Below are 25936 nucleotides of genomic sequence, written 5' to 3'. Positions count from 1 at the left end.
CAATTTTCTGTGCTTGCCTGAATGTCCACACCGCTCCCCGACCTCGAGAACCTGTCCCGCGCCATCAAGGCCTGGGGACGCGAACTCGGCTTTGCCGACGTCCGCATCGCCGACGTCGACCTGGCGCACGCCGAGGACGGCCTGCGTGCCTGGCTGGCGGCCGGGCACCACGGCGAGATGGATTATATGGCAAGCCACGGCATGAAGCGCGCCCGGCCGGCCGAACTGGTGCCCGGTACGGTGCGCGCCATCGTCGCGCGCATGGATTATCTGCCGCTGCAGGACGGCTGGCGCGAGCGCGAGGCGGCACGCCAGCGCGAACCCGGCGCCGCCGTGGTATCGGTGTATGCGCGCGGGCGCGACTATCACAAGGTGCTGCGCACGCGCCTGGCGCAGCTGGCCGAGCGCGTGAAGGAGGAAGTCGGCGAGTACGGCTACCGGGTGTTTACCGATTCGGCACCGGTGATGGAATTGCCGCTGGCGGAAAAGGCGGGCCTGGGCTGGCGCGGCAAGCACACGCTGCTGCTCTCGCGCGACGCCGGCTCGACCTTTTTCATCGGCGAGATCCTGGTCGACTTGCCGCTGCCGGTCGATGCGCCCACCACCGGCCACTGCGGCGCCTGCAGCAGCTGCATCGACGTCTGCCCGACGCAAGCCATCCTCGGTCCCGGCCGCCTGGACGCGCGGCGCTGCATTTCCTATCTCACGATCGAACTGAAGGGCAGTATTCCAGTCGCGCTGCGGCCCCTGATCGGCAACCGCATCTATGGCTGCGACGATTGCCAGCTGGTCTGTCCCTGGAACAAGTTCGCCCAGCGCGCGACGGTGCCCGATTTCGACGAAAGGAATGGCCTTGGCGGGTCCAGCCTGGCTGACTTGTTCGCGTGGGACGAAGACGAATTCAACCGCCGCATGGAAGGCAGTCCGATCCGGCGCATCGGTCACGAGCGCTGGCTGCGTAATCTGGCCGTCGGACTGGGCAATGCGGCGCAAGGGCGGCGCGGCGACGCGCTCATCGTGGCGGCCCTGAAGGCGCGCGCGCAGCACCCGTCCGCGCTGGTGCGCGAACACGTGCAATGGGCACTTGGATGCCACCTGTCATAGTTCGATACGTCTTGCGCGCATGGCCGACCAGTCGCCGTCGATCGAGATCATCGCCACGGCTGTGATACCGTTTTCCTTCAGATACGCGTTGATCGAGTCGCGATTGATATCAGTGGCTTTCGAAGCGGTCTGCTTCAGGTAGGCGATCCAGAGCGACCCCTTGTCGCCGAGCCGTTCCTTGGCTTGCGGCAGGTACTGCTCGAGGTCCTTGCGATTCATGCAGAACATCATGATGACGTCGAAGGGGCCGTCGCCTTCCCTGATCAGTTCTTGCGGCAACTGCGACACGACCGCCGGATGGACGCCGCCGTTGATGATCTGCATCGCTTTCGCATTGCGCAAAAACATCCTGTCTGCAACTGTCTTCTCGTTCATCTGCTTTCCCTAAAGAAGTTGACGTCGCAAGCCGCGGGCGGCGACGTGTTCAATGTGGATTTTACAAGCGATTTTTCAAAACAGCGGGCACGCTGGTACACCCGTGTGCATGGCGGGGCAACCGATCGTCGTGGCCGGGCCGAAGGCGGCGTAGGCCCGGACGCGCCGCCTTACTTGAGCAAGCCGGCCAGCTCCACCGCCGTCTTGACCTGCATCTTGTCGAAAATATGCGCCCGATGCACCTCGACCGTGCGCATGCTGATGCCGAGCTCGTCGGCGACGACCTTGTTCATCTTGCCGGCCAAGATCAGGTCGAGCACCTCGCGCTCGCGCGCCGACAGCGTGGCCAGCCGGGCCTGCACCCGGGCCGCGCTGGCAGCCTGGCGCGAGGCGGCCAGGGCCTGGTCGACGCGGTCCATCAGGTCGTTGTCGTTGAAGGGTTTTTCGAAGAAGTCGAAGGCGCCGCGCTTGAGCGAGTCGACCGCCATCGGCACGTCGCCATGGCCGGTGAGGAAAATGACGGGCATGCGCGCCAGCCAGCCGCGGTGGATGATCTGGTCGAACACGGCGATGCCGTTCATGCCGGGCATGCGCACATCGAGCAGCACGCAGTCGCCATCGGCGTCGGGTTCGCCGACGCCGGCGAGGAAATCCTGGCCGCCCGCATGGCAGCGCACCGCCAGTCCGCGCGACTGCGCCAGCCATGCGAGGGCGTCGCGGATCACGTCTTCGTCGTCGACGATATGCAGCATGCGGCTCTCCTAATTTCCCTCATTGTAGCTCGGCCACGGCCGGCGTGGCGGGGCGCGGCAGGCTGAAAGTGAAGACGGTGCCCCCGCCCGGATTCGGCGCATGGTTCAGCGTGCCGCCATGGAACTCGATCGCGGTGCGGCAAATCGACAAGCCCATGCCCATGCCTTCGGCCTTGGTCGAGAAGAAGGGCGAGAACAGGCGCTCGGCCACCTCGGGCGGGATGCCGTGGCCATTGTCGATCACGGACACCGATACCTGGGCCGCGTCGGCGGCGGCCGCGATGCGCAGGATGCGGCGCGCGGGCGGCACGCCGGCCATGGCTTCGATGCCGTTGCGGGTCAGGTTCAGCAGGACTTGCTCGAGCATGACCCGGTCGGCCAGCACCGGGGGCAAGTGCGCCGGCAACTCCAGCTGCAGCGCCACGTAGGACTGGCGCGTCTGCAATTCGATCAGCGCGCGCACGCCTTCGATGACGTCGCCGATGGCCACCGGTTCGCGGTGCGGCTCGCTCTTCTTGACGAACTCGTGCACGCTCCTGATGATCTGGCCGGCGCGCTGGGCCTGCTGACGGGCCTGCTCCAGTGCGCGCCGCAGCAGGGTCGGCTCGATCGGCACGCCCTTGTCGGCCCGTTCGAGCACGTTCAGGGCGCCGGCCGTGTAGCTCGAGATCGCCGCCAGCGGCTGGTTCAATTCGTGCGCCAGCATCGAAGAAATTTCGCCCATCGTTGCCAGGCGCGCGCTCGTTTCCAGCTTTTCCTGCTGCTGGCGGTTGAGTTCCTCGGCCTTCTTGCGGTCGGTGATGTCGAGGATCGAACTCATCCAGCCGGTCTGGTCGCCACGGCTGTCGACCAGGGGCGCCTCGAAGATCAGCACCGGCACCCGCATGCCGTCCGAGCGCTGGAACACGGTCTCGAACTGCGGCGTGGCGGTGCCGGCCAGCACGCCGGCGAAGCGCTCCTCGTATTCGCCGCGCACTTCCGGCGCCCAGTAGGGCATCGGGGGCTTGGTGCCGACCAGCTCTTCCGGCGGCAAGCCCACCATCGTGCAGAAGGCCTTGTTGACATAGGTGACGCGCCCTTCGAGGTCGCGCGCCCGCAAACCCGTCATGAGGGAATTTTCCATCGCCGTGCGAAACGCCATCTGCTGGCGCAGGGCGGTCTCGGCGGCCAGCGTGCGCGAGATGTGGCGCCACAGCGTCAGCAGGCTCCACAACAGGCCCAGCGCCAGCACGATCACCGAGCCGACCAGCAGGTTCGGCAGCAGGCGCGGCGCACCCTTGACGCTGTCGGTGGCCAGCACGATCGAGGCGCCCGGCAAGTCGAACGGACGGCGGTGGGTGTAGACGCCGCGTCCCGGCCCGCCGTCGGCGCGCCCGGCGACGGGGAAGTCGTTGCGGTCGAGCAAAGCCAGGGCGTTGTCCTGGGCAAACCACCAGGGCACGGTTTCGCTCAGCAGCACTTGCAGGTTGTAGGTCGCCACCAGGCTGCCGGCATGGACGCCATCGCGATACAAGGGTAAATGGTAATCGAGCAAGCCCGGCATGCGGGCGCTGGCGCCGTAGGGCTCGGTATACCGGCCGGCCTTCGTCAGGTGTGCCATCTCCCGGGTTTCGCTGGAGGCGGGCCGGGCGGTGGCCGGCTCGCTGCCGTGGCGCGCCAGCACGCCGCCATCCGGTCCCAGCCAGAGCACGCGGCGCAGTGCCGGTCCGTTCTTGAACATTTGCGCCAGGCGCGCTTGCAGCACGTCCGGGGCCGGCGGCTTGCCGACCAGGTCGGCACCGAGCGTGGCCAGGGCTTCCTCGCTGCGCGCCAGCTCGAAGCGCAGGGTTTGTTCGACCCACAGCGTGTCAGCAATCAATTGCTCTTGACGCTCGTTGGTTTCCATCTGGCGCGCCTGCCATGGCAGCCAGAACAGGACCGCGAGAAAGAGCAGCACCAGCAGGACCGGCACCAGCCAGCGCCAGGGGCGGGCCAGGTTGGCGCGGCGGCGCAGCGAGAACGGGTTTTTCATGGAGATAGTGGAAGGTTTTCTTGGGCGATGCTATTGTGGACTGTTGCAGCGGCAATGCAACTACAGCCTGTCCATTCAATTCAATCCGATCGACGCATGACCCTTCAATTCCTGGCCGCGGCACTGGCCCTCGCCACCGTCCTCGACAGCGCCTGGGCCCAGGCCCCGATCGTCATCAAGTTCAGCCACGTGGTGGCGCCGGAGACGCCGAAAGGGCAGGCGGCCGAGCGCTTCAAGCTGCTCGCCGAACGGCTCACGCGCGGGCGTGTCAAAGTGGAAGTGTATCCGAACAGCCAGCTCTACAAGGACAAGGAAGAGCTCGAAGCCCTGCAGCTGGGCGCGGTCCAGATGCTGGCGCCTTCGCTGGCCAAGTTCGGTCCGCTCGGCGTGAAGGAATTCGAAGCCTTCGACCTGCCGTATATCTTCCCCTCGAAAGCGGCGCTGTACGCCGTCACCGAAGGCCCGATCGGTCGCGGCCTGCTGCACAAGCTGCGCTCGAAAGGCATCACCGGACTGGCCTACTGGGACAACGGCTTCAAGGTGATGTCGGCGAATCGCCCGCTGCGCGTGCCGGCCGATTTCCGCGGCCTGCGCATGCGTATCCAGGCCTCGACCGTGCTGGACGCGCAAATGCGCGCGCTCGGCGCCCGGCCGCAGGTGATGGCCTTCTCCGAGGCATACCAGGCACTGCAGACGGGCGTGGTCGACGGCACCGAGAATCCGCCTTCGAACATGTACACCCAGCGCATGCACGAGGTGCAACAGCACCTGACGGTGTCGCACCACGGCTACCTGGGCTATGCGGTGATCGTCAACCGCAAATTCTGGGACGGCTTGCCCGGCGACGTGCGCGCGGCGCTGGAGCGGGCCATGCGCGACGCGACCCTGTTCGAGAAAACGATTGCCCAGCGCGACAATGACCGTGCACTGGAGGCGATCCGCAAGGCCGGCAAGACCCGCATCCACTACCTGACGCCCCAGGAACAGGCACAGTGGCGCGCCGCGCTGCTGCCGGTGCACCGCCAGATGGAGCGCCGTATCGGCAGGGATGTGATCGACGCGATCGCCCGCGAAACAGCCAGGAAATAATGACGCGGCGGTCAGCAATGCGGGGCGTCAGGGCTGTGTTGTGGCGAACAAACCTCGTCCGTGTTTGGTTTTCGAAAACCGTATATAAAAAAACTATTCTCTGTCAGCACAGTTGCGTTATGATTGGGCGCTGCGGCACCAAAGCGGTGCAGGCAAACCCGGATACAGTTTGGAGAGGGGCAGAAAAAGCACGGTAGTCCATACCGGAGATCATGAGAGGAGACACACGTTCGACAGAAGCCGTTGGCATGACCAAACGGCCGGGACGTGCCTGATGATTGGAGCGCACCTCAGGGTGCGCTTTTTTTTCCTTCGTTCGCTGGAAGTCCCTACGCCGCCAGCGCTTCCAGGGTCCGCGCATCGACCGGCCGGCTGAACAAATACCCTTGCCAGTGATCGCAGCCGATGCCCGCCAGGAACGAGCGCTGGGCCTCGGTCTCCACGCCTTCCGCGATAATCTTGAGTCCCAGCGATTTACCCAGCGCCACCACGCTGCGCGCGATCGATGCGTCATTCGGGTCGATCAGGACGTCGCGCACGAAACTCTGGTCGATTTTCAATTGGTCGAGCGGCAGCAGCTTCAGGTAGCTCAGCGACGAGTAGCCGGTGCCGAAGTCGTCCAGCGAGAAGCAGATGCCGTGTTCGCGTAGGATGCGCATCTTGCCGATCGTTTCTTCGACGCCCTCGATCATCAAGGTCTCGGTCAATTCCAGCTTCAGGCGCGACGGATCGGCGCCGCTGGCCGCGACGATGGCCAGCGTCTCCTCGACGAAGTCGCTCTGCAGGAACTGGCGCACGCTGACGTTCACGGCCAGCGTGAAATGGGCCGTGGCCGGGGACGCCGCCCACAAGGCCAGCTGGTCGCAGGCGGTGCGCAGCACCCAGCGCCCGAGCGGGACGATCAGCCCGGAGGTCTCGGCGATGCCGATGAAGCCGGCCGGACCGAGCATGCCGCGCGTCGGATGCTGCCAGCGTACCAGCGCCTCGGCGCCGGTCATGATGCCGTCGCCATCGACCTGCCCCTGGTAGTGCAGCACGAACTGGCTGTGCTGCAGCGCCGCCCGCAGTTCGGTCTCGACCACGGTGCGGTAGGTGACTTCGCTTTCCATCGACGGATGGAAGAAGCTCAGCGTATTGCGGCCCTGGCGCTTGGCTTCATACATGGCCAGGTCGCCGCGCCGCATCAGGTCGTCGAGTCCGCCTTCATGGCCGGTGCACAGCGCGATGCCGATGCTGCAGCTGGCGTGGTGCACGGCGCCGCCGACCTCGAACGGCTCGCGCAGGGCCGCCAGGATCTTCTGGCCGACCGTCTCGGCATACGCCTGCGCCCGGGCTTCGTCGGCGCCGATCGATTCGAGCAGGATCACGAATTCGTCGCCGCCCAATCGCGCCACGGTATCGGACTCGCGCGCGCAGGCCAGCAGGCGCGTCGCGACCTGCTGCAGCAGGTGGTCGCCGACGACGTGGCCGCGGCTGTCGTTGAGGTCCTTGAAATTGTCCATGTCGAGAAACAGCAGGGCGCCACGGTCCTGGTTGCGCTCGTGGCTGTCGAGGCAGTGCTTGACGCGGTCGTAGAGCAGGCGCCGGTTCGGCAGGCCGGTCAGCGAATCGAAATAGGCCAGCTGGACGATCTTCTCGTCGGCCTGCTTGCGCGCGCTGATGTCGGACTGGGTGCAGACGAAATTGGTCAGGATGCCGTCCGCGTCGCGCACGGCGCTGACGGTCAGCCAGGCCGGATAGCAGCGGCCGTCGTGGCGCCGCATCCAGACTTCGCCCTGCCAGGATTGCGCGTCACGGACGCTGTCCCACATCCGCTCGCGGTAGTCGTCGCCGTCGCTGTCGAGCGAAAAATGCGGGAAGGCGGTGCCCGGGAGTTCGTCGGCGCTTTGGCCATAGAGCGCGGCCCAGGCCTGGTTGGCCTCGATGATCACGGCGTCCGGATTGAGTACGCACATGCCTTCGCCCGACTGGAACACGATGGCGGCGATGCGCAGCGATTCCTCGGCCTGCTTGTGCGAGGTGATGTCGGTCGTGATGCCGCACAGTTCCGTTACCTTTTCGCCGCGCACGAGCGGGATCTTGGTAGTGAGGTAGACCTTGCCGTTGAGGACCTCTTCCGTCTCGAAGCGCTGGTGGCCTTCGATGACGGCCAGGTCGGCGGCGCGCGTCATCCTGGCCTGCTCGGGACCGAACAGGATCTCGTCGGTCTGGCCGATAATGGCGGCCGCCGGACGGTTGAACAGCCGGCAGGTGGCGCCGTTCACGTACTGGAAACGCGACTGCGCATCCTTGATGTAGATGAGGCTATCGACGCTGTCGAGGATGGTGGCGAGCTTGTGCTCGTTGTCGCGCAGCTCGCGCGTGCGCACGGCTACCTCGTTGCGCAGCCAGTTGGCCACGGCCAGCGCCGAGAGCAGCAGGCCGACGGTGGCGGCCAGCACCCACAGCAGGCCCGATGGCACGCCGCCTTCCGACCCGACCGCCCGCCAGTGCTGCAGGGTGGCGAAATAGACCGAGTTCGGGCCGGTGCGCCAGCCCGTCAGGCGGCGGTCGATGGCGTCGAGCACCGCTTGCTGGCGTCCCGGCATGGCGGCGTAGTACAGGCGGGCCGGATTGAACACGATCGGCGTCGCCTCGAGCCGGTGGGCGGCGGCGTTGGCGTCGCCGAAATAGTGGCTGGCGGCGGCCGCATCGGCCTCTTTGTCGGCAACCAGCGAAAAAGCGGCGTCGAGCGACACGGTCGGCACCAGCACGGCGCCGTAGCCGGCCAGGACGCTGGCGAGCGCCTGGGCCTGGATCGAACCGCCCAGCACGGCGATGCGGCGGCCTTTCAGGTCGAGCAGCGAGCGGATCTTGTTGCCGCGCCGCGCGTACAGCTGCGACCAGCTGTGCAGGGCCGGCACCTGGTGGAAGGCGTAGCGGCGCGCGCGGTCCTCGGACCAGGCCATGTCGGGCAGCAGGTCGATGCGGCCGGCCTCCAGCGCCGCGATGCAGGCCTGCCATTCGCAGGCGACGAATTCGAGCTGCCAGCGCTCGGCGCTGGCCACTTCGCGCAGCAAGTCGACGAAAATGCCCGAAGCCTTGCCGCTCTCGCCCATGAACACCTTCGGTGCGTTCTGATAGACCCCGACCCGCAGCGGCGCCTGTGGCACGGCACCGGCCCGGCCCATGCAGCCAAGCAGGAACAGAAGTACCAGGAAGCGGTGTGCGCGCGGCATGGGGTCCCCTTTCGGTCGTCGCTACAGCATAGTCGTTTTCCGAACAGGCAGCCGCCACGGACGAGTCCGCTGGAGCGAAATAGGGGTGGTGGCCGGTCTCGCCGAGGAGTAAACTGCGGGAATGACAGCACAACAAGGCAGCGAGCTCTTTTCCGCCATCGTGGCGGCCCCGTTCGGCGCGATCGGCATCCGCACCGAGGATGGGCGGCTGCGCGAGATGGTCTATCTGCATCCACGTTTCCAGGCGCAGGATGCGCGGGACGCCGTGGCCGAGGCGGCCGCGCGCCAGGTCGAGCGCTACCTGGCCGACCCCGATTTCGCCTTCGAGCTGCCGCTGTTCGAGGCCGGCAGCGCTTTCCAGAAGCGCGTATGGGACGCGATCAGCGCCATCCCTCGCGGGACGGTTCGCACCTACGGCAGGATCGCCAAGGACATCGGTTCGGCCCCGCGCGCGGTCGGCCAGGCCTGCGGCGCCAACTGGTTCCCGCTCGTCATTCCCTGCCACCGCGTGACCGCGGCCGGCGGCCTGGGCGGCTTTGCCAGCAACGACGACGAGAACGGCTTTCATTTGTCGGTCAAGCGCTGGCTGCTGCGTCACGAAGGCGCCACCGCATCCCCATGGCAGCAGCAGGCGATCTGGGACTGATCGACGAGTTCTGCGACACGCTCTGGCTCGAACAGGGCCTGGCGAAGAACTCGCTCGACGCCTACCGGCGCGACCTGCGCATGTTCTCGCACTGGCTCGCGCTGGAGCGGCCCGGACGCGGCCTGCTCGGCGCCGGCGCGCAAGACCTGGCCGCCTATTTCGCCGAACGCCATCCCGACACCAAGCCGAGCACGGCGAACCGGCGCCTATCGGTACTCAAGCGCTTCTATGCGCTGGCGCTGCGGCGCAGCCAGGTCAGCGCAGACCCTTGCCTGAGCATGGCCACGGCGCGCCAGCCGACGCGCTTCGTGCATACGCTCAGTGAAGAGCAGGTCGAGGCTTTACTGGGCGCGCCCGATGTCGCCACGCCGCTCGGCCTGCGCGAACGGACGATGCTCGAACTCATATACGCGAGCGGGCTGCGCGTATCGGAACTGGTGGCGCTGAAAATGGTCGAACTGAGCCTCAACGATGGCGTGCTGCGGGTGACCGGCAAGGGCGCCAAGACGCGCCTGGTGCCCTTCGGCGGCGAGGCGCGTGCCTGGCTCGAGCGCTACCTGAAGGATGCGCGCGGCATCATCCTCAACGGCCAGGTCGACGATGCCTTGTTCGTGACCGGCCGCGGCGGGCCGATGACGCGCCAGATGTTCTGGGTCGTGATCAAGAAGCACGCCGTCAAGGCCGGCATCCGCGCGCCGCTGTCGCCGCACACGCTACGCCATGCCTTCGCGACCCACCTGCTCAACCACGGCGCCGACTTGCGCGTGGTGCAACTGCTACTGGGACACGCGGACATTTCCACCACACAGATCTATACCCATGTTGCGCGCGAGCGCCTGAAACACTTGCACGCGCAGCACCACCCACGTGGTTAATTCAAATCCTGAAAGCTTAACTGGGTCATAATAGCTGCGCACCACATTAACCAAGCACACGAGGTGATCATGGCCAAAACCAACTTCAGTTACGAGAAGCGGCAACGCGAACTGGAAAAGAAGCGCAAAGCAGAAGAAAAAGCCAAGCGTAAAGCAGAAGCAAAGAATCATCCGAGTGGGGACGCGCATGCATTCCCGGCAGGGGCGGCAGACGATGCCGATGCCGAAGTAAGTGCGGATGCGCAGGAAACGCAGACGCCGTAATGCACCTGGATTGGCCGTTGCCGTGCATGCCGCCTGCCGGCGGCGTGCGCTGCCCGGCCGGGCAGGCGCACTCGGTTACACGTTCTCCTTGGCCAGGACCGGCACCATCCCGGCGACTTCCTCGTGTCCCTTGCCGAACCGGCGCCGCGCGCGCTTGCCGAGACTGTCGAGATAACTGTAGGCCACCGGCACCACGACCAGGGTCAGCAGCGTCGAGGTAATCACGCCGCCGATCACCGCGCGGCCCATCGGGGCTTGCGTTTCGCCGCCGTCGCCGGCGCCGATCGCCATCGGCAGCATGCCGAAGATCATGGCCAGCGTCGTCATCAGGATCGGCCGCAGGCGCACCTGGCCGGCGTCGAGGATCGCGGCCAATTGCGCCTTGCCTTCGCGCTGGCCGTGGTTGGCGAAGTCGACCAGCAGGATCGCATTCTTGGTCACCAGCCCCATCAGCATGACGACGCCGATCACCGAGAACACATTCAAGGTGCTGCCCGTGGCCAGCAGCGCCAGCAGCACGCCGATGAGCGACATCGGCAGCGACATCATGATCGCGATCGGCTGCAGGAAGCTGCCGAACTGCGAGGCCAGCACCAGGTAGATGAAGATGATCGCGATGACGATGGCGGAACCGAAGTTGGCCATCGTCTCGGCCATCTGCTGGGCGTCGCCGCCGACGTCGAAGCGCACGCCTTCGGGCAGGTCGATCGCGTCCATCGCCTTCTTGATGTCGGCATTGACGTCGCCCGAGGGCCGGCCTTCGATGCCGGCGTAGATCGCCACCCGGCGTTCCAGCGCCTGGCGTTTCAGCACCTGGGGGCTGAACGAGGGCACGAATGTGACCACCTGGCGCAGCGGTACCATGATCGGGTTGCCGGCGGCATCCATGCGCGAGGACGCCAGCGACAGGTCGGCCAGGTCCGCGACCTTCTGGCGGCTGCTGCGCGGCAGCTGCACGTTCACTTCGTAGTTCTGGCCGTCCGGCGCCAGCCACTGGCTGACCTGGTCGCCGCCGACGAAGGGACGCAGCGCCGCGCCGACCTGCGCCACCGACAGGCCCAGGTCGCTGGCCAGCTCGTTGTCGATCTTGACGACGGTAGCCGGGTTCGCCCCTTCCTGGCTGTACTCGATATCGGCCACGCCCTTGATGGCGCGCATCCTGTCCATCAGCTTGTGGGCGGCGGCGTCGAGCTTGGCTTCGTCGCGGCCGAGGATCGCGATGAAGATCGGCTTGTTACCGACCGACATCGTGATACCGGCGATCGACTGCAGGCGCGCGCGGATCACGGCTTCCATCGTTTCCTGCGAGCGGCGTCCGGTCTTGCGTACGTCCGTCAGTTTCAGGACGACCTGGGCGCTGTTGTGGCCCTCGTACACGCCGATGGCGCTGCTGACCGCTTCGATCTCGGGATAGGCGCGCAGCGCCTCTTCCACCTGCTTCACTTTGCCGTCGGTGTAGGCCAGGCTCGAGCCGACCGGGGTCTTGAAACGCATCTCGATGAAGCCGTTGTCGGTTTTTGGCGCGAACTCGCCGCCGATCAGCGGGATCAGGAACAGGCTGCCCACGAAAATGCCCAGCGCCAGCGCCAGGGTCGACTTGCGCCAGGCAAGGGCCAGCGCCAGCACCCGGCCATAGATGCCGTGCACGTGCTCGATGCCGGCTTCGATCCGCGCCATGATGCGCCCCAGCCACGGCGCATACTTGAAACGGTCCTTGACGGGATCGGGCCACACCGAGGAGAGCATCGGGTCGAGCGTGAAGCTGACGAACAGCGACACCAGCACGGCGACCGCCACCGTCACCCCGAACTGCAGGAAGAAGCGGCCGATGATGCCGTCCATGAAGGCGATCGGCACGAACACGGCGACGATGGCGAAGGTGGTCGCCATCACCGCCAGGCCGATTTCGTTGGTGCCTTCCTCGGCAGCGCGCAGGTGGCTCTTGCCCATGCCGAGATGGCGCACGATGTTCTCGCGCACGACGATGGCGTCGTCGATCAGCAGGCCGATGCACAGCGACAGCGCCATCAGCGTCAGGAAGTTCAGCGTGAAGCCGAAGTAGCGCATCGCGATGAAGGACGCGAGCACCGAGATCGGCAGGGTCAGGCCGGTGATGACCGTGCTGCGCCAGGAATGCAGGAACAGGAACACGATCACCATCGTCAGGATCGCGCCTTCGATGATGGTGCGTTTCACGTTGTCGAGCTGGTTCTGGACCGTGGCCGACTGGTCGTCCATCACGCGGAACTGCACGTCCGCCGGCATGGTCTGCCTCAGCTGCTCGACCATCTTCATGATGCCGCTGCCGACCTGCACCGTGTTGGCGTCCTGCACCTTGGTGATGTCGAGCGAAATGGCGCGCACGCCGTTCACGCGCGAGATCGAGGTTTCTTCGCGCTCGCCGTCGACGACGTCGGCCACCTGCGACAGGTAGACCGGGCCGCTCGCGCGGCGCGCCACGATGATGTTCCTGAACTGGCGCGCGTCGCGCATCTTGCCCTCGACCCGCACCAGGCGCTCGGCCGCGCCGTACTGCAGGTTGCCGGCCGGAAGATTGGCGTTGGTCGCCTGGATCGCGCGCAGCACTTCGTCGATGCCGATGTGGTGGCTGTGCAGCTGGTCGGGCTTCACCTGCACCAGGATCTGGCGCCGCGCCACGCCGCCGGTGCGCACCTCGCCGACGCCGGCCACGCCCTGCAGGCGTTTCACGATCACCTGTTCGGCCAGCGTCGACAGCGCGCGCATGTCGCGCTCGTTCGACGTGACCGACAGGCGCACCACCGGCTGCTGGTTCTCGCCGTCGGCGCGGATCACGAACGGCTCCTTCACCTCTTTCGGGAAGCCGGGCCGCACGCGCGCCACCTTGTCCCGTAAATCCTGCATCGCCTTGTCCATGTTGGTGGCGATGTGGAATTCGATCGAGACGCCGCTGCGGCCTTCCCACGAATTGCTGCGGATGTTCTTGATGCCGCTGACGGTGTTGATCGCCTCCTCCATCGGCCGCGTGACGTCGTTCTCGACCTGCTCCGGCGAGGCGCCCGGATACCGGGTCTCGACCCAGGCAAACGGAATCTCGACGTTCGGCATGCTTTCCACGCCGAGCGAGCGGTACGAGAACAGGCCGAGCACCATCAGGCCGACCATGACCATGGTGGCGAAGACGGGGTGGCGAATGCTGACTCTGGTGATCCACATGGTATCAGCCTTTCGGGGCGGGGAGGGCGGCGGCGGCCGGCGCCGCGGGCGCGGTACCGGTCCTGGCCAGCTTGACCGCGCTGCCCGGCCCGACGCCGTCGAGCGGCACGGCCAGCAGCACCGCGCCGGCTTCCACGCCGCCGGTGACTTCGGCCATGCCTTCGTCCTCGCTGCGCATGCCAAGCCGGACCGGCTGCGCCACGACCTTGCCGCCATCGACGCGGTAGACGACGTCGCGCGTGCCCTCCTTGCGCAGCGCCGCCAGCGGCACGATCGGGCGCGCGCCTGATCTGTCGGTCGCGATCTCGCCCTTCGCGAACATGCCGGCGCGCAAGCTGCCGTCGTCGTTGGCCACGTCGATATACACCATCATCGAACGCGAACCCGCCTCGGCGGCTGGGTTGATGCGCGCGACCTTGCCGGAAAAGACGCGCCCGTCGAAGCCGTCGACCTTGAAGCGCACCTCCTGGCCGGCCTGCACGCGCGCAATGTCGGAGGCCGGCACCTGGGCGTCGAGCGTCAGGCGCGCCAGGTCGACGATCGCCATCACCGGGCTATCGGGCGAGAGCTTTTCGCCGGCCTGCACGAAGCGCTTGCTGACCACGCCGGAGAGCGGCGCGCGAATGGTCGTGTCGTTCAGGGCGATGCGCGCCAGCGCGAGCTGGGCGCGCGCCGCATCCACCGCCGCCTGGGCCAGCTCGACGCTGTTGCGGGTGGTGTCGAACGAATTTTGCGAGATGTAGTTCTGCGCGAGCAGGGCCTGGCTGTTGGCTTCGTTCTTGGTCGCCATCGCCAGGCGCGCGCCGGCTTCCTTCAGCAGCGCCGCCTGCTGGGCCATGCGGGCGCGCGCATCGGCGTCGTCCAGGCGCGCGATGACCTGGCCGGCGCTCACCTTCATGCCTTCGCGCACGGTCGTCGCCAGCACCACGCCCGCGACCTTCGATTTCACCGTGGCCTGGGCCAGCGGCGCAAGCGAACCCGACAGCGGCAGGCGCAGCACCAGTTCGCGCGACTCGACCGTGACGACGTCGTTCTGCGCCAGCTCGAAGACGGCCGGGGCGCCGGGCTTGTTCGCCGCCGCGGCCGCCGGCACCGCCATGCCCTTGCCCTGCAACGCGAACCAGCCGCCGCCGGCGAGCGCCACGATGGCCAGTGCGACGGCCGGCGCGCGCCAGCGGCGCCGCGTGGAAAGAGAGAGGGCGGCGCCGGGCGGCAGGGGGTCGATGTTCATGGCGGCGATTGTTCGTGTTGTTCGGAGCTCGGGAGGGAAAAGGGACGCGCGTGCTCCACCTGGTCCGAAGCGAAGCGCCGTGCGCATGGTGGGGACTATATGAAATGACAAGTGCCGGCGCCATCGGGATGCGACAAGCAGCCGTTTCCCGACGCTGAACTGCGGAAAAAGCGGACGAAACGCGATGCGCTTGCATAATTTTATGCATGCGCGATACCTTTGCGTACGCGCAAACGAAATTACATCGGTGGCGCCAAGAATGGTCGACCAGGAAGCAGCGCCGCTTTCGTTGCATTCGAGAAAAGGATTGTTTGTGAGCAGCGATTTGCCCGAACCGCCCCTGTCCGCCTTTGGCGACGGGCCGGCGCGTGAAGTGCTGGACTGGTTGTACCGCTTCGTCGCGGCAATCGAGCTCAGCCCTTCGGTGGCGGTCCACAGCCAGGACCGGGACGGCATCGTGCGCTTCTGGAATCGCGCCTGTGCCGAGCTGCTCGGTATTCCCGCCAGCCAGGCGATAGGCCAGCCCTTCGTCAGGCTCGTCAAGCACATCGGCAAGGAGCGCGAATTCAGCGATGCCATCGATGCGGTCTGGCGCACAGGCGAGCCGGTCAAGGCACACGAATGGCATGTCGAGCTGGCCGACGGGCGCCGCTTGTGGTTGCATTCGAGCCATTTTCCGGTGCCGGGCGAGGGTCGCGGCCAGGACGATGCGCGCCAGGTCTTTTGCATGGAAGTCGACGTCACCGCGCGCAAGGCGCTCGAAGAATCGCTGCGCCAGGCAGGCCAGGTGTTCGACCACACGCGCGACGCCATCTTGCTGGTCGACCGCGAGCACCGCGTGCTGGCGGCCAACCGGGCCTACACCGAGCTGACCGGCTACCCGGCCGAGGAAGTGGTCGGCATCGAGCTGCCGAGCCTGCGCCTGGGCCTGCAGGACCGCGCCTTCTACGACCGCCTGCGCGACCACCTCGACGGCCAGCAGCACTGGGAAGGCGAGATGTGGGGCATGCGGCGCGACGGCGGCGCCATCCCGATCCGGGCGGCGCTCTCGCCGATCACCGACAGCGACGGCGCGGTGACGAGCTACATGGTCATGCTCACCGATATCAGCGAGCGCCAGCGGGAAGTCGAGCAGGCGCGCCACCTGGCCGAGCACGACCCCCTGACCGGCCTGCCGAACCGCACCCTGTTCATGGACCGCCTCGAGCAGGCCCTGGCGGGCGTGGCGCGCCAGCACCGCCAGTGCGCCCTGATGTTCATCGACTTCGACCATTTCAAGGCGGTCAACGACAACCACGGCCACGAAGTCGGCGACGCCGTCCTGCAGGAAATGGCGAACCGCCTGCGGCGCTGCGTGCGCCGCGTCGACACGGTCAGCCGCCTGGGCGGCGACGAATTCGTGGTGCTGCTGGCCGATATCGGCGGCGTCGACCAGGCCGCGCACGTTGCCACTACCATCATGCAGGCGGTCGCACGGCCGGTGCAGGCCGGGACCGGCGCCTTGAACCTGTCGGTGTCGATCGGCATCGCCATCTGCCCGAGCGACGGCGACGACCCGAAAACCCTGCTGCGCCATGCCGACGTGGCGATGTACCACGCCAAGGAAAGCGGGCGCAACGAATTCCACTTCTTCAGCCCCGAAATGAATTCGCGCGTGATCGAGCGCGTGCAGATGGAAAACCGGCTGCGCCGGGCGCTCGACAACGGCGAATTCGAGCTCGAATACCAGCCCGAGATCGACATCGGCAGCGGGCGCACGGTCGCTTTCGAGGCCTTGCTCCGCTGGCGCGACCCGGAACGCGGCCTCTTGATGCCGGACGCCTTCATCGGCGCAGCCGAGGAATCGGGCTTGATCGTGCCCATTGGCGAATGGGTGCTGCGCGAGGCTTGCCAGCAAGCGCGGCGCTGGCGCGACGCCGGCTTTCCGGTGGTGGTGGCGGTCAACCTGTCGAACGTCCAGTTCATCCACGACGACTTGCTGCGCTATGTCGACGAAGCATTGGAAGCGTCCGGCCTGGAACCTGCATTCCTCGACCTCGAAATCACCGAAAAAACCATCATGACCGGCGACGCGGCCACGCTCGACACCGTCAACACCTTGCGCGAGCGCGGCGTGCAGCTGACCATCGACGACTTCGGCACCGGCTTTTCCAGCCTGTCGAGCCTGCGCCGCTTTCCGCTGTCGAAACTGAAAATCGACCGCAGCTTCATCGACGACATCGTCACCGGGCCGGATGCGGCGGCCATGATCCCGGCCATCATCGCGCTGGCGCGCAGCCTCAAGCTCAAGGTGATCGCGGAAGGGGTGGAAACGGCCGAGCAGCTGAACTACCTGCGCCAGCACGGCTGCGACGCATACCAGGGGTTTTATGCGGCTGCCGCAGGAGCAAGCCTGGGAGCGCAGGCGGGCAATGAGGGCGCCGCGGACGCAGGCACGGGCGCGGGCGCCTGCGCCGCGGCCGGGCCGGACGCCGGAGCGCCGCCGGCCTCGAAGCCGCCTAGACGCCCGCGTCCATGAGGCCGTGGCCTTCGTCGTACAGGCGGATGCGTGCCAGCACCTGGCCATGGTCGGATGCCGCCGGCAGCGCCAGGTTCAGGTGGTCGTTCAGGTAGATCACGTCGACCACTTCGCCGATCGCGTTCGGCAGGGCGCCGTTGAATTCTTCCGATACCAGGATGTGGTCGATGGTCGAGCAATGGCCTTCGTGTACGCTCGAAAAGCCCAGGTGGCGCGCATGGTCGACGCGGCGCTGCACCTGGCTGGCGTCGTACAGGCGGTCGCCGAGCGGGGTGCCGGCGCCGAGCACGATGCTGGTCGTGACCGAATCGGCGACGTCGTTGAAGTCGCCCAGCACCACGCGCGGACGGCGGTTGGCGCGTCCCATTTCGGTGAGCAGCACGCGCAGGGCGGCGGCCTCGGTGCCGCGCCGGATCAGCGAGCGCAGGCAGGCCAGCGCATACAGGGCGGGGTCTTCGCCGGTGTCGCCGGTGCGGTAGTCGGGACGGCGCGATTTCAGGTGCACCACCACCACGTCGACCATCACGTCGGGCGAGACCGCGATGACCGCATGCAGGGGCGCGCGGGTAAAGCGGGCGGCATCGCGGCTGCCTACCGGCAGTTCTATGCCACGCGGAAATTCGACCATCGGCTTGGCAGGGCCGTGCAGCGGCAGGCGCGACACCAGGGCCACGCTCGGCGTCAGGCGCATGGCGGCCGGGTCCGGATCGAAGCCGAGGTGGAAGGCTTCGCGGTAGCGGCTGGTCCTGGCCAGCACTTCCTTCAAGGTCGCCTGCGAAAAAATTTCCTGGAAACCGATCACGTCGGCGTCGAGCAAATCGATCTGGTGCGCTGTCCAGCTCAGCTTGGCTTCGTATTCTTCAGGCGTCGTCGGCAGCAGGTTGTCGTACAGCTTCACGCCGGCCGGCGCCAGGTTGCACACGTTGAAGGTGGCAAAGCGTATTTCTTGCTGCATAATAGAAACCCTTTATTCCAGTGTTTAGCGTATCACGCATGGCCAAGAAAGAGCACGTGTCCGAGACACCCGCCACCAGCTTCCTGCGCAAGCATGCGGTCGGTTTTTCCGAGCATCCCTACGCCTACGAGGAACATGGCGGCACCGCGGTCTCGGCCCGTGCGCTGGGCGTGCCCGAGCACGACGTCGTCAAGACGCTGGTGATGCAGGACGAAGCGGCGCGCCCGCTGATCGTGCTGATGCACGGCGACTGCAAGGTCTCGACCAAGAACCTGGCGCGCGCGATCGGCTGCAAGTCGGTCGAGCCGTGCAAGCCGGACGTGGCCCAGCGCCACTCCGGCTACCTGGTCGGCGGCACCTCTCCCTTCGGCACGCGCAAGGCGATGCCGGTGTATGTGGAGGAAAGCATCCTCGCGCTCGGCAAGATCTATATCAATGGCGGACGGCGCGGCTACCTGGTCGGCATCGCCCCCGGCGTGCTGGTCGAGGTGCTCGGCGCCACGCCGGTGCAGTGCGCGCTGGCCGACTGACTATCGCCGCGCGCGGCGCTGGTGTATATTCACGAGCCCGCCAGAGGGGCATAACAGAGAGACAACAATGAACACCCTGATCTTCACCGTCCTAGCCTATCTGATCGGCTCGATTTCGTTTGCAGTCGTGATGAGCCGCCTGTTCGGCCTGTCGGACCCGCGCACCTATGGCTCGAAGAACCCGGGCGCGACCAATGTGCTGCGCAGCGGCAGCAAGAAGGCGGCCATCGCGACCCTGGTCGGCGACGCCGCCAAGGGCTGGCTGGCGGTATGGCTGGCGATCAGGCTCGGCCCGCAGTACGGCATCGGCGACGCCGGCGTGGCGCTTGTCGCGATTGCCGTCTTTCTCGGCCATCTGTGGCCGGTCTTCTTTCGCTTCGTCGGCGGCAAGGGGGTGGCCACCGCGCTCGGCGTGCTGCTCGGCCTGAACGTCTGGCTGGGCCTGGCGACCCTGGTCACCTGGGTGGTCGTCGCCTACGCCTTCCGCTATTCCTCGCTGGCCGCTTTGATCGCCGCCATCTTCGCGCCGTTCTACTACGGCCTGCTGTTCGGCGCCGACGAGATCCTGTTCGCGGTGATCGCCATGAGCGCGCTCCTGCTGTGGCGCCACAGCGCCAATATCGGCAACCTCATCGCCGGCAAGGAGTCGCGCCTCGGCAGCAAGGCCGCCGGCGCCAAGAAGAAGTAAGCGCGCCGGCCCGGACGGCCACGTGCCCCTGTTGATTCCCTCGCAAGCATCCCCATATCCGCTTGAAGCCGGCGCCCTTGCCGGCACCTAATCAGGAAGGCGGTATAAGGTGAGCAAGCAATTGAGGATTGATTTTGTCTCGGACGTGTCGTGCCCCTGGTGCGCGATCGGCCTCAAGTCGCTCGAGCAGGCGCTCGAACGCGTCGCCCCCGACGTCACCGCCGAGATCCACTTCCAGCCTTTCGAGCTCAACCCCGACATGGGCCCCGAAGGCCAGGACATCGTCGAACACATCACCGAAAAATACGGCGCCTCGCTCGAGCAGCAGATCGAATCGCGCGAGATGATCCGCCGGCGCGGCGAGGAAGTCGGCTTCACCTTCGACATGGCGCGCCGCGGCCGCATCTACAACACCTTCGATGCGCACCGCCTGCTGCACTGGGCCGCGTCGCAGGGCCGCCAGCATGCGCTCAAGCTGGCGCTGCTGGAGGCCTACTTCACCCATTGCGAAGACCCGAGCTCGCGCGCGCTCCTGGTGCGCGTGGCCGGCCAGGTCGGACTCGACACCGCCGAAGCGGCGCGCATCCTGGAAACCGGCGAATATGCCGACGAAGTGCGCGAGAGCCAACTGTTCTTCCAGCGCGCCGGCATCCGATCGGTGCCCGCGGTCGTCATCAACCAGCGGCATTTGATTTCCGGCGGCCAGCCGCCGGAAGTGTTCGAGCGCGTCCTGCGCGAGATCGCGGCGCAATCGGATGCGCCGTTGATGTGATGCCCGGGTTTCACGCGTTCGACCAGCGCGTGAAACCCGCGCCGGATCAGGTCCCCGGGACCAGGTCCAGCACCACCGGCTGATGATCCGATGCCGCCGTTTCCGACTGCACCTCCACCGCCGCCACGCGCCGCGCCAGGTCTTCGGTGACGAAGAAATAATCGTAGCAATCGGGCTTGTCCGGCCATGGGTAGCCATGCAGGCCGGTAGTGGGCGCGCGCACGCGCCCCGGGTGCTGGGCGGTCCAGGCGTCCACCAGCGCGGGTGCGCCGTCGAGGCCGGGGGCGAGCAGCGCCCCGTAGTCGGCGTCGCCGGGCGCCATGTTGAAATCGCCGCAGTAGATGGCCGAGGCGGGCCGCTCGCCCAGCTGATACGGCGCGTCCATGTCCGCATGCGCGGCGAAGATGCGGGCGCGGGCGCTCGCTTCGGCATGCAGCTCGCGCAGGCGCCGCACCTGGGCCGACCGCTGCAGCGGCGAGTGGTATTCGAGGTGGGTGGTGACGAGGCGCAGTTTCGAACCCGGCGTATCGAGCACGACCTCGATCGCGCCGCGCGGCATGCCCGGTGGGCTGTCGGGGTCGGCCGGCCAGGGCAGCAGGTGGCGGTGGGCCTGGGTGATGCGGTATTTCGAGAGGATCAGGTTGCCGAACAGGCGGGGGACGTTGTTGCGGTAGATTTCACTGGGTGCGTGCTCGACCGGATGAAAGCCGCCGAAGGCGCCGGCCAGCTGCTTGAACTGGTTGGCGGTGGCGCTGCCCTCGAGTTCCGGGTGGTTCGCGGCGACTTCCTGCAGGCAGATGATATCCGGGTTGAGCTTGCGCAGCACATCGATGATCGCGTGGATCCGGATGCGCCCGTCTTTTCCGCAACCCCAGTGAATGTTCCAACTTACAACGCGCATGGAGGACCTCCCAAAACTGAACCGCCAGAGTTTGCCACCGTTTGGGGCAGGGCGGTCACACGGTAGGATCGATGTCGGCGCTGCGAGTTCAGCGAAACCTAGGCCGCTTCCAGCTCGTCCAGCGGCCAGCGCGGACGCACGGTGAAGGCGTAATCGCGCGTCGCCAGCGCCGCATTCTTCTCCAGGCGCAGGGCCCCGGCGAAGGCGATCATGGCGCCGTTGTCGGTGCAGAATTCGAGCTCCGGATAAAAGACGCGGAACTTGCGCTTGTCCGCTGCCGCATCCAGCGACGCCCGCAGCTGCGCATTCGCGCCCACGCCGCCGGCGATCACGAGGCGCTTCAAGCCCGAGTGGCGCAGCGCGTTGACGCATTTGGCGGTCAGGACGTCGACGATGGCGTCGACAAAACCGCGCGCGATGTTCGCCTTGTCCTGCTCGCAGATATTGGCGACGACCTTCTCTTCGTGGTTCTTTACCACCGTCAGCACGGCTGTCTTCAGGCCCGAGAAGCTGAAGTTGAAGTCTTTCGAGTGCAGCATCGGGCGCGGCAGGGTATAGGCGGCGGGGTCGCCGAATTCGGCCAGGCGCGAAATCGCCGGTCCTCCCGGATAGCCGAGGCCGAGCAGCTTGGCCGATTTATCGAAGGCTTCGCCGGCCGCGTCGTCCAGGGTTTCGCCGAGCAGCGTGTAGCGCCCGACGCCGTCCACGCGCATGAGCTGGGTGTGGCCGCCCGAGACCAGCAAGGCGATGAAAGGGAAGGCCGGACGGTCGCTGGCCAGCAGCGGCGAGAGCAGGTGGCCTTCGAGATGGTGCACGCCGAGCACCGGTTTATCCAGCGCGAGCGCCAGGCTGCAGGCGACCGACGAACCCACCAGCAGCGCGCCGGCCAGGCCCGGCCCCTGGGTGTAGGCGATGGCGTCGATGTCGCTTTTCGCGATGCCGGCCTGCCGCAAGGTTTGTTCGAGCAGGGGCAGGGCGCGCCGGATGTGGTCGCGCGAAGCCAGTTCCGGCACCACGCCGCCGTACTCCTCGTGCATGGCGACCTGCGAATGCAGGGCATGGGACAGCAGCCCGCGCTCGGTATCGTACAGAGCCAGGCCGGTTTCATCGCAGGACGATTCGACGCCGAGAACAATCATGGGAAATGCCGGAAGGGAGAAGCGGAAGCTGGCATTGTAAAGCACATGCGGCGCCGCCGCCGGGAGCCGGCGGCATCGTCACGCTCAAGGACGCGCCAGCAGTTCCTTGTGCGCATTCCTCAGCATCGTCGCCGTATCGTCCCAGCCAATGCAGCCATCGGTCACCGAGCAGCCATATTTCAGCTGCGTCAGGTCGCTCGGAATCGGTTGATTGCCCGCCACGATGTTCGACTCGATCATCACGCCCACCAGCGACCGGTTGCCATGCTTGATCTGCTGGATCACGTCCGACATCACCAGGGGCTGCAGCTCCGGCTTCTTGTAGCTGTTCGCGTGCGAGCAGTCGACCACGAGGTTGGCCGGCAGGCCGGCCTTCTTCAAGGCTTGTTCGGCGATCGTGACCGAGACCGAATCGTAGTTCGGACGGTCGCCGCCGCCGCGCAGCACGACGTGGCCGTAGCCGTTGCCGCGCGTGCGCACGATCGAGACCGTGCCCTTGTCGTTGATACCCAGGAAGGCATGCGGATTGGCCGACGACAGCACGGCGTTGATCGCGATGCTCACATCCCCGTCGGTCCCGTTCTTGAAGCCGACCGGCGTCGACAGGCCCGAGGACATCTCGCGGTGGGTCTGCGATTCGGTGGTCCTGGCGCCGATGGCGGTCCAGGCAATCAAATCGCCCAGGTACTGCGGCGAAATCGGGTCGAGCGCCTCGGTGGCGGTCGGCAGGCCCAGTTCGCAGACATCGATCAGGAACTGGCGCGCGCGCTCCATGCCGACGTCGACCTGGAACGAGTCATCCATGAACGGGTCGTTGATATAGCCCTTCCAGCCGGTGGTCGTGCGCGGCTTCTCGAAGTACACGCGCATCACCAGCAGCATCGTGTCGGCCACTTCCTCCTGCAAGGCTTTCAGGCGGCGCGCATAATCCAGGCCGGCCTCCGGGTCGTGGATCGAGCAGGGGCCGACGACGACGAACAGGCGCCCGTCCCTGCGGTCGAGAATGTCGCGCAACGCGGCGCGGCCACCCATGACAGTGCCGAATGCGCGCTCCGACAGCGGCAGCTTGGCGTGCAGCTCGGTCGGGGTAGGCATGCGCCCGAACGAAGTAACGTTGGTATTTTCGATATCTGGAGTGATCAGCATGGGGCGGTCCGTTGGACAAAGTTCGATCGGCGAGTGTAGCGCCAAAAATGCTTGTCTGCAGCATGCAAGTCAAAAGCAGGGCAAACGCACGACAGTGTAAGCTGTCGGCATGGATACCGATACCCGCCTGCCTTCCTTCCCCGAACCCTTTCCGGCCGCCCGTTTCATCAAGGAGATCGGCCGCGGCGTGAAAGGCGCGCGCAGCATGGTGCGCGAGGACGCCGCCGCCCTGTACGGCGCCATGCTGGAGGGCCGCGTCTCCGACCTGGAACTGGGCGCGATCCTGCTGGCCATGCGCATCAAGGGCGAGTCGGTGGACGAACTGGCCGGCTTCATGGATGCGGCCGAAGCGGCGTTCGCGCCGCTGCCGGCGCCGCCGGGGCCGTTCGCGCCGGTGCTCGTGCCCAGCTATAACGGAGCGCGCAAGCTCGCCAACCTGACGCCCCTGCTGGCGCTGCTGCTCGCGCGCGAAGGGGTGCCCACCCTCGTGCACGGGGTGCGCAGCGACCCGGGCCGGGTGACCACGGCCGAGATCCTGGCCGAGCTGGGCTTGGCCGAGGCGGCCACCAGCGCCGCCGTGCACGATGCCTTCGCCGCCGGGCGCCCGGCCTTCATGCCGATCGAAACCCTGGCGCCCAGCCTGGCGCACATGCTGTCGCTGCGCCGCATCCTGGGCGTGCGCAACTCCACGCACACGATCGTAAAAATCCTGCAACCCTTTGAGGGCGCGGCCCTGCGCCTGGTGTCCTACACCCATCCCGAATATCTGCAGGCTCTGGGCGAGTACTTCATGACGGCCGCCAGGCCGGAGCGCGGCGACGCCTTCCTGATGCGCGGTACCGAAGGGGAGACCGTGGCCAACCCGCACCGCGCCCAGCAGATCGACTGGTTCCACGGCGGGGAGCGCACGCTGCTGGTCGAGCGCGACGCGCCGGCCGATACCCTGGCCGAAGTGCCCGGAGCGCGCGACGCGGCCGCCACCGCCGCCTGGATCGCCGCCGCGCTGCGCGGCGACGTGCCGGTGCCGCCCTCGATCACGGCGCAAGTGGCCGCCTGCGTGCGCGTCGCGCGGGCCTTGCGCGCCTGACGCTGCCAGCAAGAACCTAGCCGGGGCCTGGCGCTGGCCCGGCCTGGCGCCTCTTCCTCCGCCCCGCTCGCGGGCGATGCACTTCCCGAAGACGAAATTCTTACGTTTGCGCAAACGCAAGGATGAACCACGCGCCATCCATCACATTACTTCTAATAAATTTATCGGCGGAAACGCATTGATGATTTACAGCAAGAATGGAAAGGCGTTCTTGTTGCAGCATAGCAAGCGATACCGTAAGGCAACCCAATCGGTCACGTGGCCGATAACAATGTCGCGTTCGGTGTCGTCGCCAGACACGTCCGGCCCGATGGGCCGGTCCCCCAAAATGTGAAGGATGATCAGCATGACCAAGAACCCACGCTTTACCTCGAACGGTTTCCGTCTCGCCGTCCTGGCCCTGGCCTGCGCCGGCAACGCCAGTGCCGCAAGCGTCGCGGCCGATGCAAAAAGCACTGTCGTCGCGCCGATCCAGATCGTCAAGGCGGCCGACCTCGCCTTCGGCACCTTCGCCGCCGGCGCGACCGGCGGCACGGTCGCCATCGCCACCGCCGGCGCCCGCAGCAAGACCGGCGGCGTCACCCTGATCGCCACCAATCCGGGCGGCGCGGCGCAGTTCAACGTCAGCGGCCAGGGCGGCTTGAACTACTCGATCAGCCTGGTCACCAGCCCGCTGAACAAGGAGGGCGGCGGCGGCACGATGACCTTTACCGCGGTGAGCAACATTGCCAGCGGTACGCTGAGCGTGGGCCCCACCGGCACCCAAAGCTTCTTCGTCGGCGGCGAACTGACCGTTGCCGCCAACCAGGCGCCGGGCGATTACACGGGCTCGGTGACCGCAACGGTCGAATACAACTGACGAGCCGCATGGCGCCGCGATCGGCTCCGACCATGCTGGTACGCCGTTACCGCTTCTTTAGAAACGCGTGCATCGCACGCAGCGCCAGCCTGGTGCTGCTTGCGACCGCCGCGCCGGCTGCGTTCGCCCAGCAGGTCGTGCTGAGCAATATCCGCAGCCTCGATTTCGGCCGTTTCGTGGCCGGCAGCGGCGGCACCGTGGTCGTCAGTCCGTCCGGCCTGCGCGCGCGCACCGGCGGCCTGGTCCTGCTCAATTCCCCGGACGCCGGCCAGGCCGGATTCAATATCGGGAAATTCGGCAACGGCGCTAGCGGCGGCGAGGGCAAGGCCGTCATCGTTTCCCTGCCGGCCGACGGCGCCATCCGCCTCGTCAGCGGCGCCAGCAGCATGGCCATCGACGACTTCAACACGCCCGACACGCTGCTCCCGCTCCTGGCCGGCGGCACGACGCTGTCGGTCGGCGCCACCCTCACCGTGGCGCCGAACCAGGCGCCCGGCGCTTATTCCGGCACCTTTCCGCTGATCGTCAACTTCCAGTAATCCCGTACCGCCATCGCTCCCTGCGCAGTGAAAGGACACACC

General features: G+C 66.7%; 22 protein-coding genes. 12 read left to right on the top strand and 10 right to left on the bottom strand.

The features are described from left to right. Positions 1-21 precede the first annotated feature (21 nt). Complete coding sequence (gene queG, locus ACFPOU_RS11655) at positions 22-1104, top strand: tRNA epoxyqueuosine(34) reductase QueG (protein WP_379721061.1); 1083 nt, start codon at positions 22-24, stop codon at positions 1102-1104. Here the strand turns inward: queG and ACFPOU_RS11650 are convergent. The 3 genes from ACFPOU_RS11650 to ACFPOU_RS11640 form a co-directional block, all read right to left on the bottom strand. Continuing rightward, on the bottom strand, positions 1099-1479 hold the full coding sequence (locus tag ACFPOU_RS11650) for a DUF3052 family protein (protein WP_379721058.1): 381 nt from the start codon (positions 1477-1479) through the stop codon (positions 1099-1101). The genes queG and ACFPOU_RS11650 overlap by 6 nt on opposite strands. 170 nt (positions 1480-1649) lie before the next feature. Continuing rightward, complete coding sequence (locus ACFPOU_RS11645) at positions 1650-2231, bottom strand: response regulator transcription factor (RefSeq protein WP_379721055.1); 582 nt, start codon at positions 2229-2231, stop codon at positions 1650-1652. A 19-nt stretch (positions 2232-2250) separates the two neighbouring features. Next, positions 2251-4242 carry a sensor histidine kinase gene (locus tag ACFPOU_RS11640; RefSeq protein ID WP_379721052.1) on the bottom strand — a complete coding sequence of 664 codons (1992 nt, stop codon included), beginning with the start codon at positions 4240-4242 and terminating at the stop codon, positions 2251-2253. Between the two features lie 96 nt (positions 4243-4338). On the opposite strand from ACFPOU_RS11640, the gene ACFPOU_RS11635 reads away from it, so the two are divergent. After that, on the top strand, positions 4339-5331 hold the full coding sequence (locus tag ACFPOU_RS11635) for a TRAP transporter substrate-binding protein (RefSeq protein WP_379721049.1): 993 nt from the start codon (positions 4339-4341) through the stop codon (positions 5329-5331). Between the two features lie 329 nt (positions 5332-5660). Here the strand turns inward: ACFPOU_RS11635 and ACFPOU_RS11630 are convergent, their stop codons facing one another. Then, positions 5661-8549, bottom strand: coding sequence for an EAL domain-containing protein (locus ACFPOU_RS11630; RefSeq protein WP_379721046.1), 2889 nt, complete (start codon positions 8547-8549; stop codon positions 5661-5663). Positions 8550-8670: 121 nt separating this feature from the next. Here ACFPOU_RS11630 and ACFPOU_RS11625 point away from each other — a divergent pair, with 121 nt between their 5' ends. The 3 genes from ACFPOU_RS11625 (at position 8671) to ACFPOU_RS11615 (ending at position 10334) form a co-directional block, all read left to right on the top strand. Continuing rightward, positions 8671-9195, top strand: coding sequence for a methylated-DNA--[protein]-cysteine S-methyltransferase (locus ACFPOU_RS11625; RefSeq protein ID WP_379721043.1), 525 nt, complete (start codon positions 8671-8673; stop codon positions 9193-9195). After that, a complete protein-coding gene (gene xerD / locus ACFPOU_RS11620; RefSeq protein ID WP_379721040.1) occupies positions 9168-10070 on the top strand; it encodes a site-specific tyrosine recombinase XerD in 903 nt (300 codons plus the stop codon). Before ACFPOU_RS11625 ends, xerD begins: the two co-directional genes overlap by 28 nt. A 69-nt stretch (positions 10071-10139) precedes the next feature. Further along, the gene (locus ACFPOU_RS11615; RefSeq protein WP_379721037.1) at positions 10140-10334 is read left to right on the top strand and encodes a hypothetical protein; all 195 of its coding nucleotides are present in this window, start codon (positions 10140-10142) and stop codon (positions 10332-10334) included. A gap of 75 nt (positions 10335-10409) precedes the next feature. On the opposite strand, the gene ACFPOU_RS11610 is transcribed toward ACFPOU_RS11615, so the two are convergent. Further along, positions 10410-13529 carry an efflux RND transporter permease subunit gene (locus ACFPOU_RS11610; RefSeq protein ID WP_379721034.1) on the bottom strand — a complete coding sequence of 1040 codons (3120 nt, stop codon included), beginning with the start codon at positions 13527-13529 and terminating at the stop codon, positions 10410-10412. A gap of 4 nt (positions 13530-13533) precedes the next feature. Continuing rightward, entirely contained in the window at positions 13534-14760 is a 1227-nt protein-coding gene (locus ACFPOU_RS11605) for an efflux RND transporter periplasmic adaptor subunit (protein ID WP_379721031.1), read from the bottom strand. Positions 14761-15073: 313 nt separating this feature from the next. On the opposite strand from ACFPOU_RS11605, the gene ACFPOU_RS11600 reads away from it, so the two are divergent. Then, a complete protein-coding gene (locus ACFPOU_RS11600; RefSeq protein ID WP_379721028.1) occupies positions 15074-17278 on the top strand; it encodes a putative bifunctional diguanylate cyclase/phosphodiesterase in 2205 nt (734 codons plus the stop codon). Here the strand turns inward: ACFPOU_RS11600 and ACFPOU_RS11595 are convergent. Then, on the bottom strand, positions 17259-18233 hold the full coding sequence (locus ACFPOU_RS11595) for an endonuclease/exonuclease/phosphatase family protein (protein ID WP_379721025.1): 975 nt from the start codon (positions 18231-18233) through the stop codon (positions 17259-17261). The two genes, ACFPOU_RS11600 and ACFPOU_RS11595, sit on opposite strands and share 20 nt — an antisense overlap. Before the next feature lie 38 nt (positions 18234-18271). On the opposite strand from ACFPOU_RS11595, the gene ACFPOU_RS11590 reads away from it, so the two are divergent. From ACFPOU_RS11590 to ACFPOU_RS11580, 3 genes are all read left to right on the top strand, one after another. Further along, a complete protein-coding gene (locus ACFPOU_RS11590; protein ID WP_379721022.1) occupies positions 18272-18763 on the top strand; it encodes an aminoacyl-tRNA deacylase in 492 nt (163 codons plus the stop codon). Between the two features lie 67 nt (positions 18764-18830). Beyond that, a complete protein-coding gene (gene plsY, locus ACFPOU_RS11585) occupies positions 18831-19451 on the top strand; it encodes a glycerol-3-phosphate 1-O-acyltransferase PlsY (protein WP_379721019.1) in 621 nt (206 codons plus the stop codon). Positions 19452-19560: 109 nt separating this feature from the next. Continuing rightward, entirely contained in the window at positions 19561-20223 is a 663-nt protein-coding gene (locus ACFPOU_RS11580) for a DsbA family oxidoreductase (protein WP_379721016.1), read from the top strand. Positions 20224-20269: 46 nt separating this feature from the next. Here the strand turns inward: ACFPOU_RS11580 and ACFPOU_RS11575 are convergent, their stop codons facing one another. The 3 genes from ACFPOU_RS11575 to ACFPOU_RS11565 form a co-directional block, all read right to left on the bottom strand. After that, the gene (locus ACFPOU_RS11575) at positions 20270-21124 is read right to left on the bottom strand and encodes an endonuclease/exonuclease/phosphatase family protein (protein WP_379721013.1); all 855 of its coding nucleotides are present in this window, start codon (positions 21122-21124) and stop codon (positions 20270-20272) included. Between the two features lie 98 nt (positions 21125-21222). After that, a complete protein-coding gene (tsaD, locus tag ACFPOU_RS11570; RefSeq protein ID WP_379721010.1) occupies positions 21223-22263 on the bottom strand; it encodes a tRNA (adenosine(37)-N6)-threonylcarbamoyltransferase complex transferase subunit TsaD in 1041 nt (346 codons plus the stop codon). An 84-nt stretch (positions 22264-22347) separates the two neighbouring features. Next, positions 22348-23409, bottom strand: a complete 1062-nt coding sequence (locus ACFPOU_RS11565) for a 3-deoxy-7-phosphoheptulonate synthase (RefSeq protein WP_379721007.1) — start codon at positions 23407-23409, stop codon at positions 22348-22350. A 109-nt stretch (positions 23410-23518) separates the two neighbouring features. Between ACFPOU_RS11565 and ybiB the strand changes: the two genes are divergently transcribed. The 3 genes from ybiB (at position 23519) to ACFPOU_RS11550 (ending at position 25894) form a co-directional block, all read left to right on the top strand. Then, entirely contained in the window at positions 23519-24496 is a 978-nt protein-coding gene (gene ybiB, locus ACFPOU_RS11560; protein WP_379721004.1) for a DNA-binding protein YbiB, read from the top strand. Positions 24497-24842: 346 nt separating this feature from the next. After that, positions 24843-25355, top strand: a complete 513-nt coding sequence (locus ACFPOU_RS11555) for a DUF4402 domain-containing protein (protein WP_379721001.1) — start codon at positions 24843-24845, stop codon at positions 25353-25355. A gap of 32 nt (positions 25356-25387) precedes the next feature. Beyond that, positions 25388-25894 carry a DUF4402 domain-containing protein gene (locus ACFPOU_RS11550; RefSeq protein ID WP_379720998.1) on the top strand — a complete coding sequence of 169 codons (507 nt, stop codon included), beginning with the start codon at positions 25388-25390 and terminating at the stop codon, positions 25892-25894. Positions 25895-25936 lie beyond the last annotated feature (42 nt).

This window comes from Massilia jejuensis, assembly GCF_042656795.1.
GTDB lineage: Bacteria > Pseudomonadota > Gammaproteobacteria > Burkholderiales > Burkholderiaceae_D > Telluria > Telluria jejuensis.
Note: the sequence above shows the minus strand (reverse complement) of the source record. Positions and strands in the feature narration are given on the sequence as shown.

Excerpts from the sequence above, each read along its gene's own strand:
- ACFPOU_RS11645 (WP_379721055.1), bottom strand. The coding sequence starts at position 2,231 with ATGCTGCATATCGTCGACGACGAAGACGTGATCCGCGACGCCCTCGCA.
- ACFPOU_RS11610 (WP_379721034.1), bottom strand. The coding sequence starts at position 13,529 with ATGTGGATCACCAGAGTCAGCATTCGCCACCCCGTCTTCGCCACCATG.
- ACFPOU_RS11625 (WP_379721043.1), top strand. The coding sequence starts at position 8,671 with ATGACAGCACAACAAGGCAGCGAGCTCTTTTCCGCCATCGTGGCGGCC.
- ACFPOU_RS11595 (WP_379721025.1), bottom strand. The coding sequence starts at position 18,233 with ATGCAGCAAGAAATACGCTTTGCCACCTTCAACGTGTGCAACCTGGCG.
- ACFPOU_RS11575 (WP_379721013.1), bottom strand. The coding sequence starts at position 21,124 with ATGCGCGTTGTAAGTTGGAACATTCACTGGGGTTGCGGAAAAGACGGG.
- xerD (WP_379721040.1), top strand. The coding sequence starts at position 9,168 with ATGGCAGCAGCAGGCGATCTGGGACTGATCGACGAGTTCTGCGACACG.
- ACFPOU_RS11650 (WP_379721058.1), bottom strand. The coding sequence starts at position 1,479 with ATGAACGAGAAGACAGTTGCAGACAGGATGTTTTTGCGCAATGCGAAA.
- queG (WP_379721061.1), top strand. The coding sequence starts at position 22 with ATGTCCACACCGCTCCCCGACCTCGAGAACCTGTCCCGCGCCATCAAG.
- ACFPOU_RS11640 (WP_379721052.1), bottom strand. The coding sequence starts at position 4,242 with ATGAAAAACCCGTTCTCGCTGCGCCGCCGCGCCAACCTGGCCCGCCCC.
- ybiB (WP_379721004.1), top strand. The coding sequence starts at position 23,519 with ATGGATACCGATACCCGCCTGCCTTCCTTCCCCGAACCCTTTCCGGCC.
- ACFPOU_RS11565 (WP_379721007.1), bottom strand. The coding sequence starts at position 23,409 with ATGCTGATCACTCCAGATATCGAAAATACCAACGTTACTTCGTTCGGG.
- ACFPOU_RS11590 (WP_379721022.1), top strand. The coding sequence starts at position 18,272 with ATGGCCAAGAAAGAGCACGTGTCCGAGACACCCGCCACCAGCTTCCTG.
- ACFPOU_RS11555 (WP_379721001.1), top strand. The coding sequence starts at position 24,843 with ATGACCAAGAACCCACGCTTTACCTCGAACGGTTTCCGTCTCGCCGTC.
- ACFPOU_RS11630 (WP_379721046.1), bottom strand. The coding sequence starts at position 8,549 with ATGCCGCGCGCACACCGCTTCCTGGTACTTCTGTTCCTGCTTGGCTGC.
- ACFPOU_RS11635 (WP_379721049.1), top strand. The coding sequence starts at position 4,339 with ATGACCCTTCAATTCCTGGCCGCGGCACTGGCCCTCGCCACCGTCCTC.
- ACFPOU_RS11550 (WP_379720998.1), top strand. The coding sequence starts at position 25,388 with ATGCTGGTACGCCGTTACCGCTTCTTTAGAAACGCGTGCATCGCACGC.
- ACFPOU_RS11605 (WP_379721031.1), bottom strand. The coding sequence starts at position 14,760 with ATGAACATCGACCCCCTGCCGCCCGGCGCCGCCCTCTCTCTTTCCACG.
- plsY (WP_379721019.1), top strand. The coding sequence starts at position 18,831 with ATGAACACCCTGATCTTCACCGTCCTAGCCTATCTGATCGGCTCGATT.
- ACFPOU_RS11615 (WP_379721037.1), top strand. The coding sequence starts at position 10,140 with ATGGCCAAAACCAACTTCAGTTACGAGAAGCGGCAACGCGAACTGGAA.
- tsaD (WP_379721010.1), bottom strand. The coding sequence starts at position 22,263 with ATGATTGTTCTCGGCGTCGAATCGTCCTGCGATGAAACCGGCCTGGCT.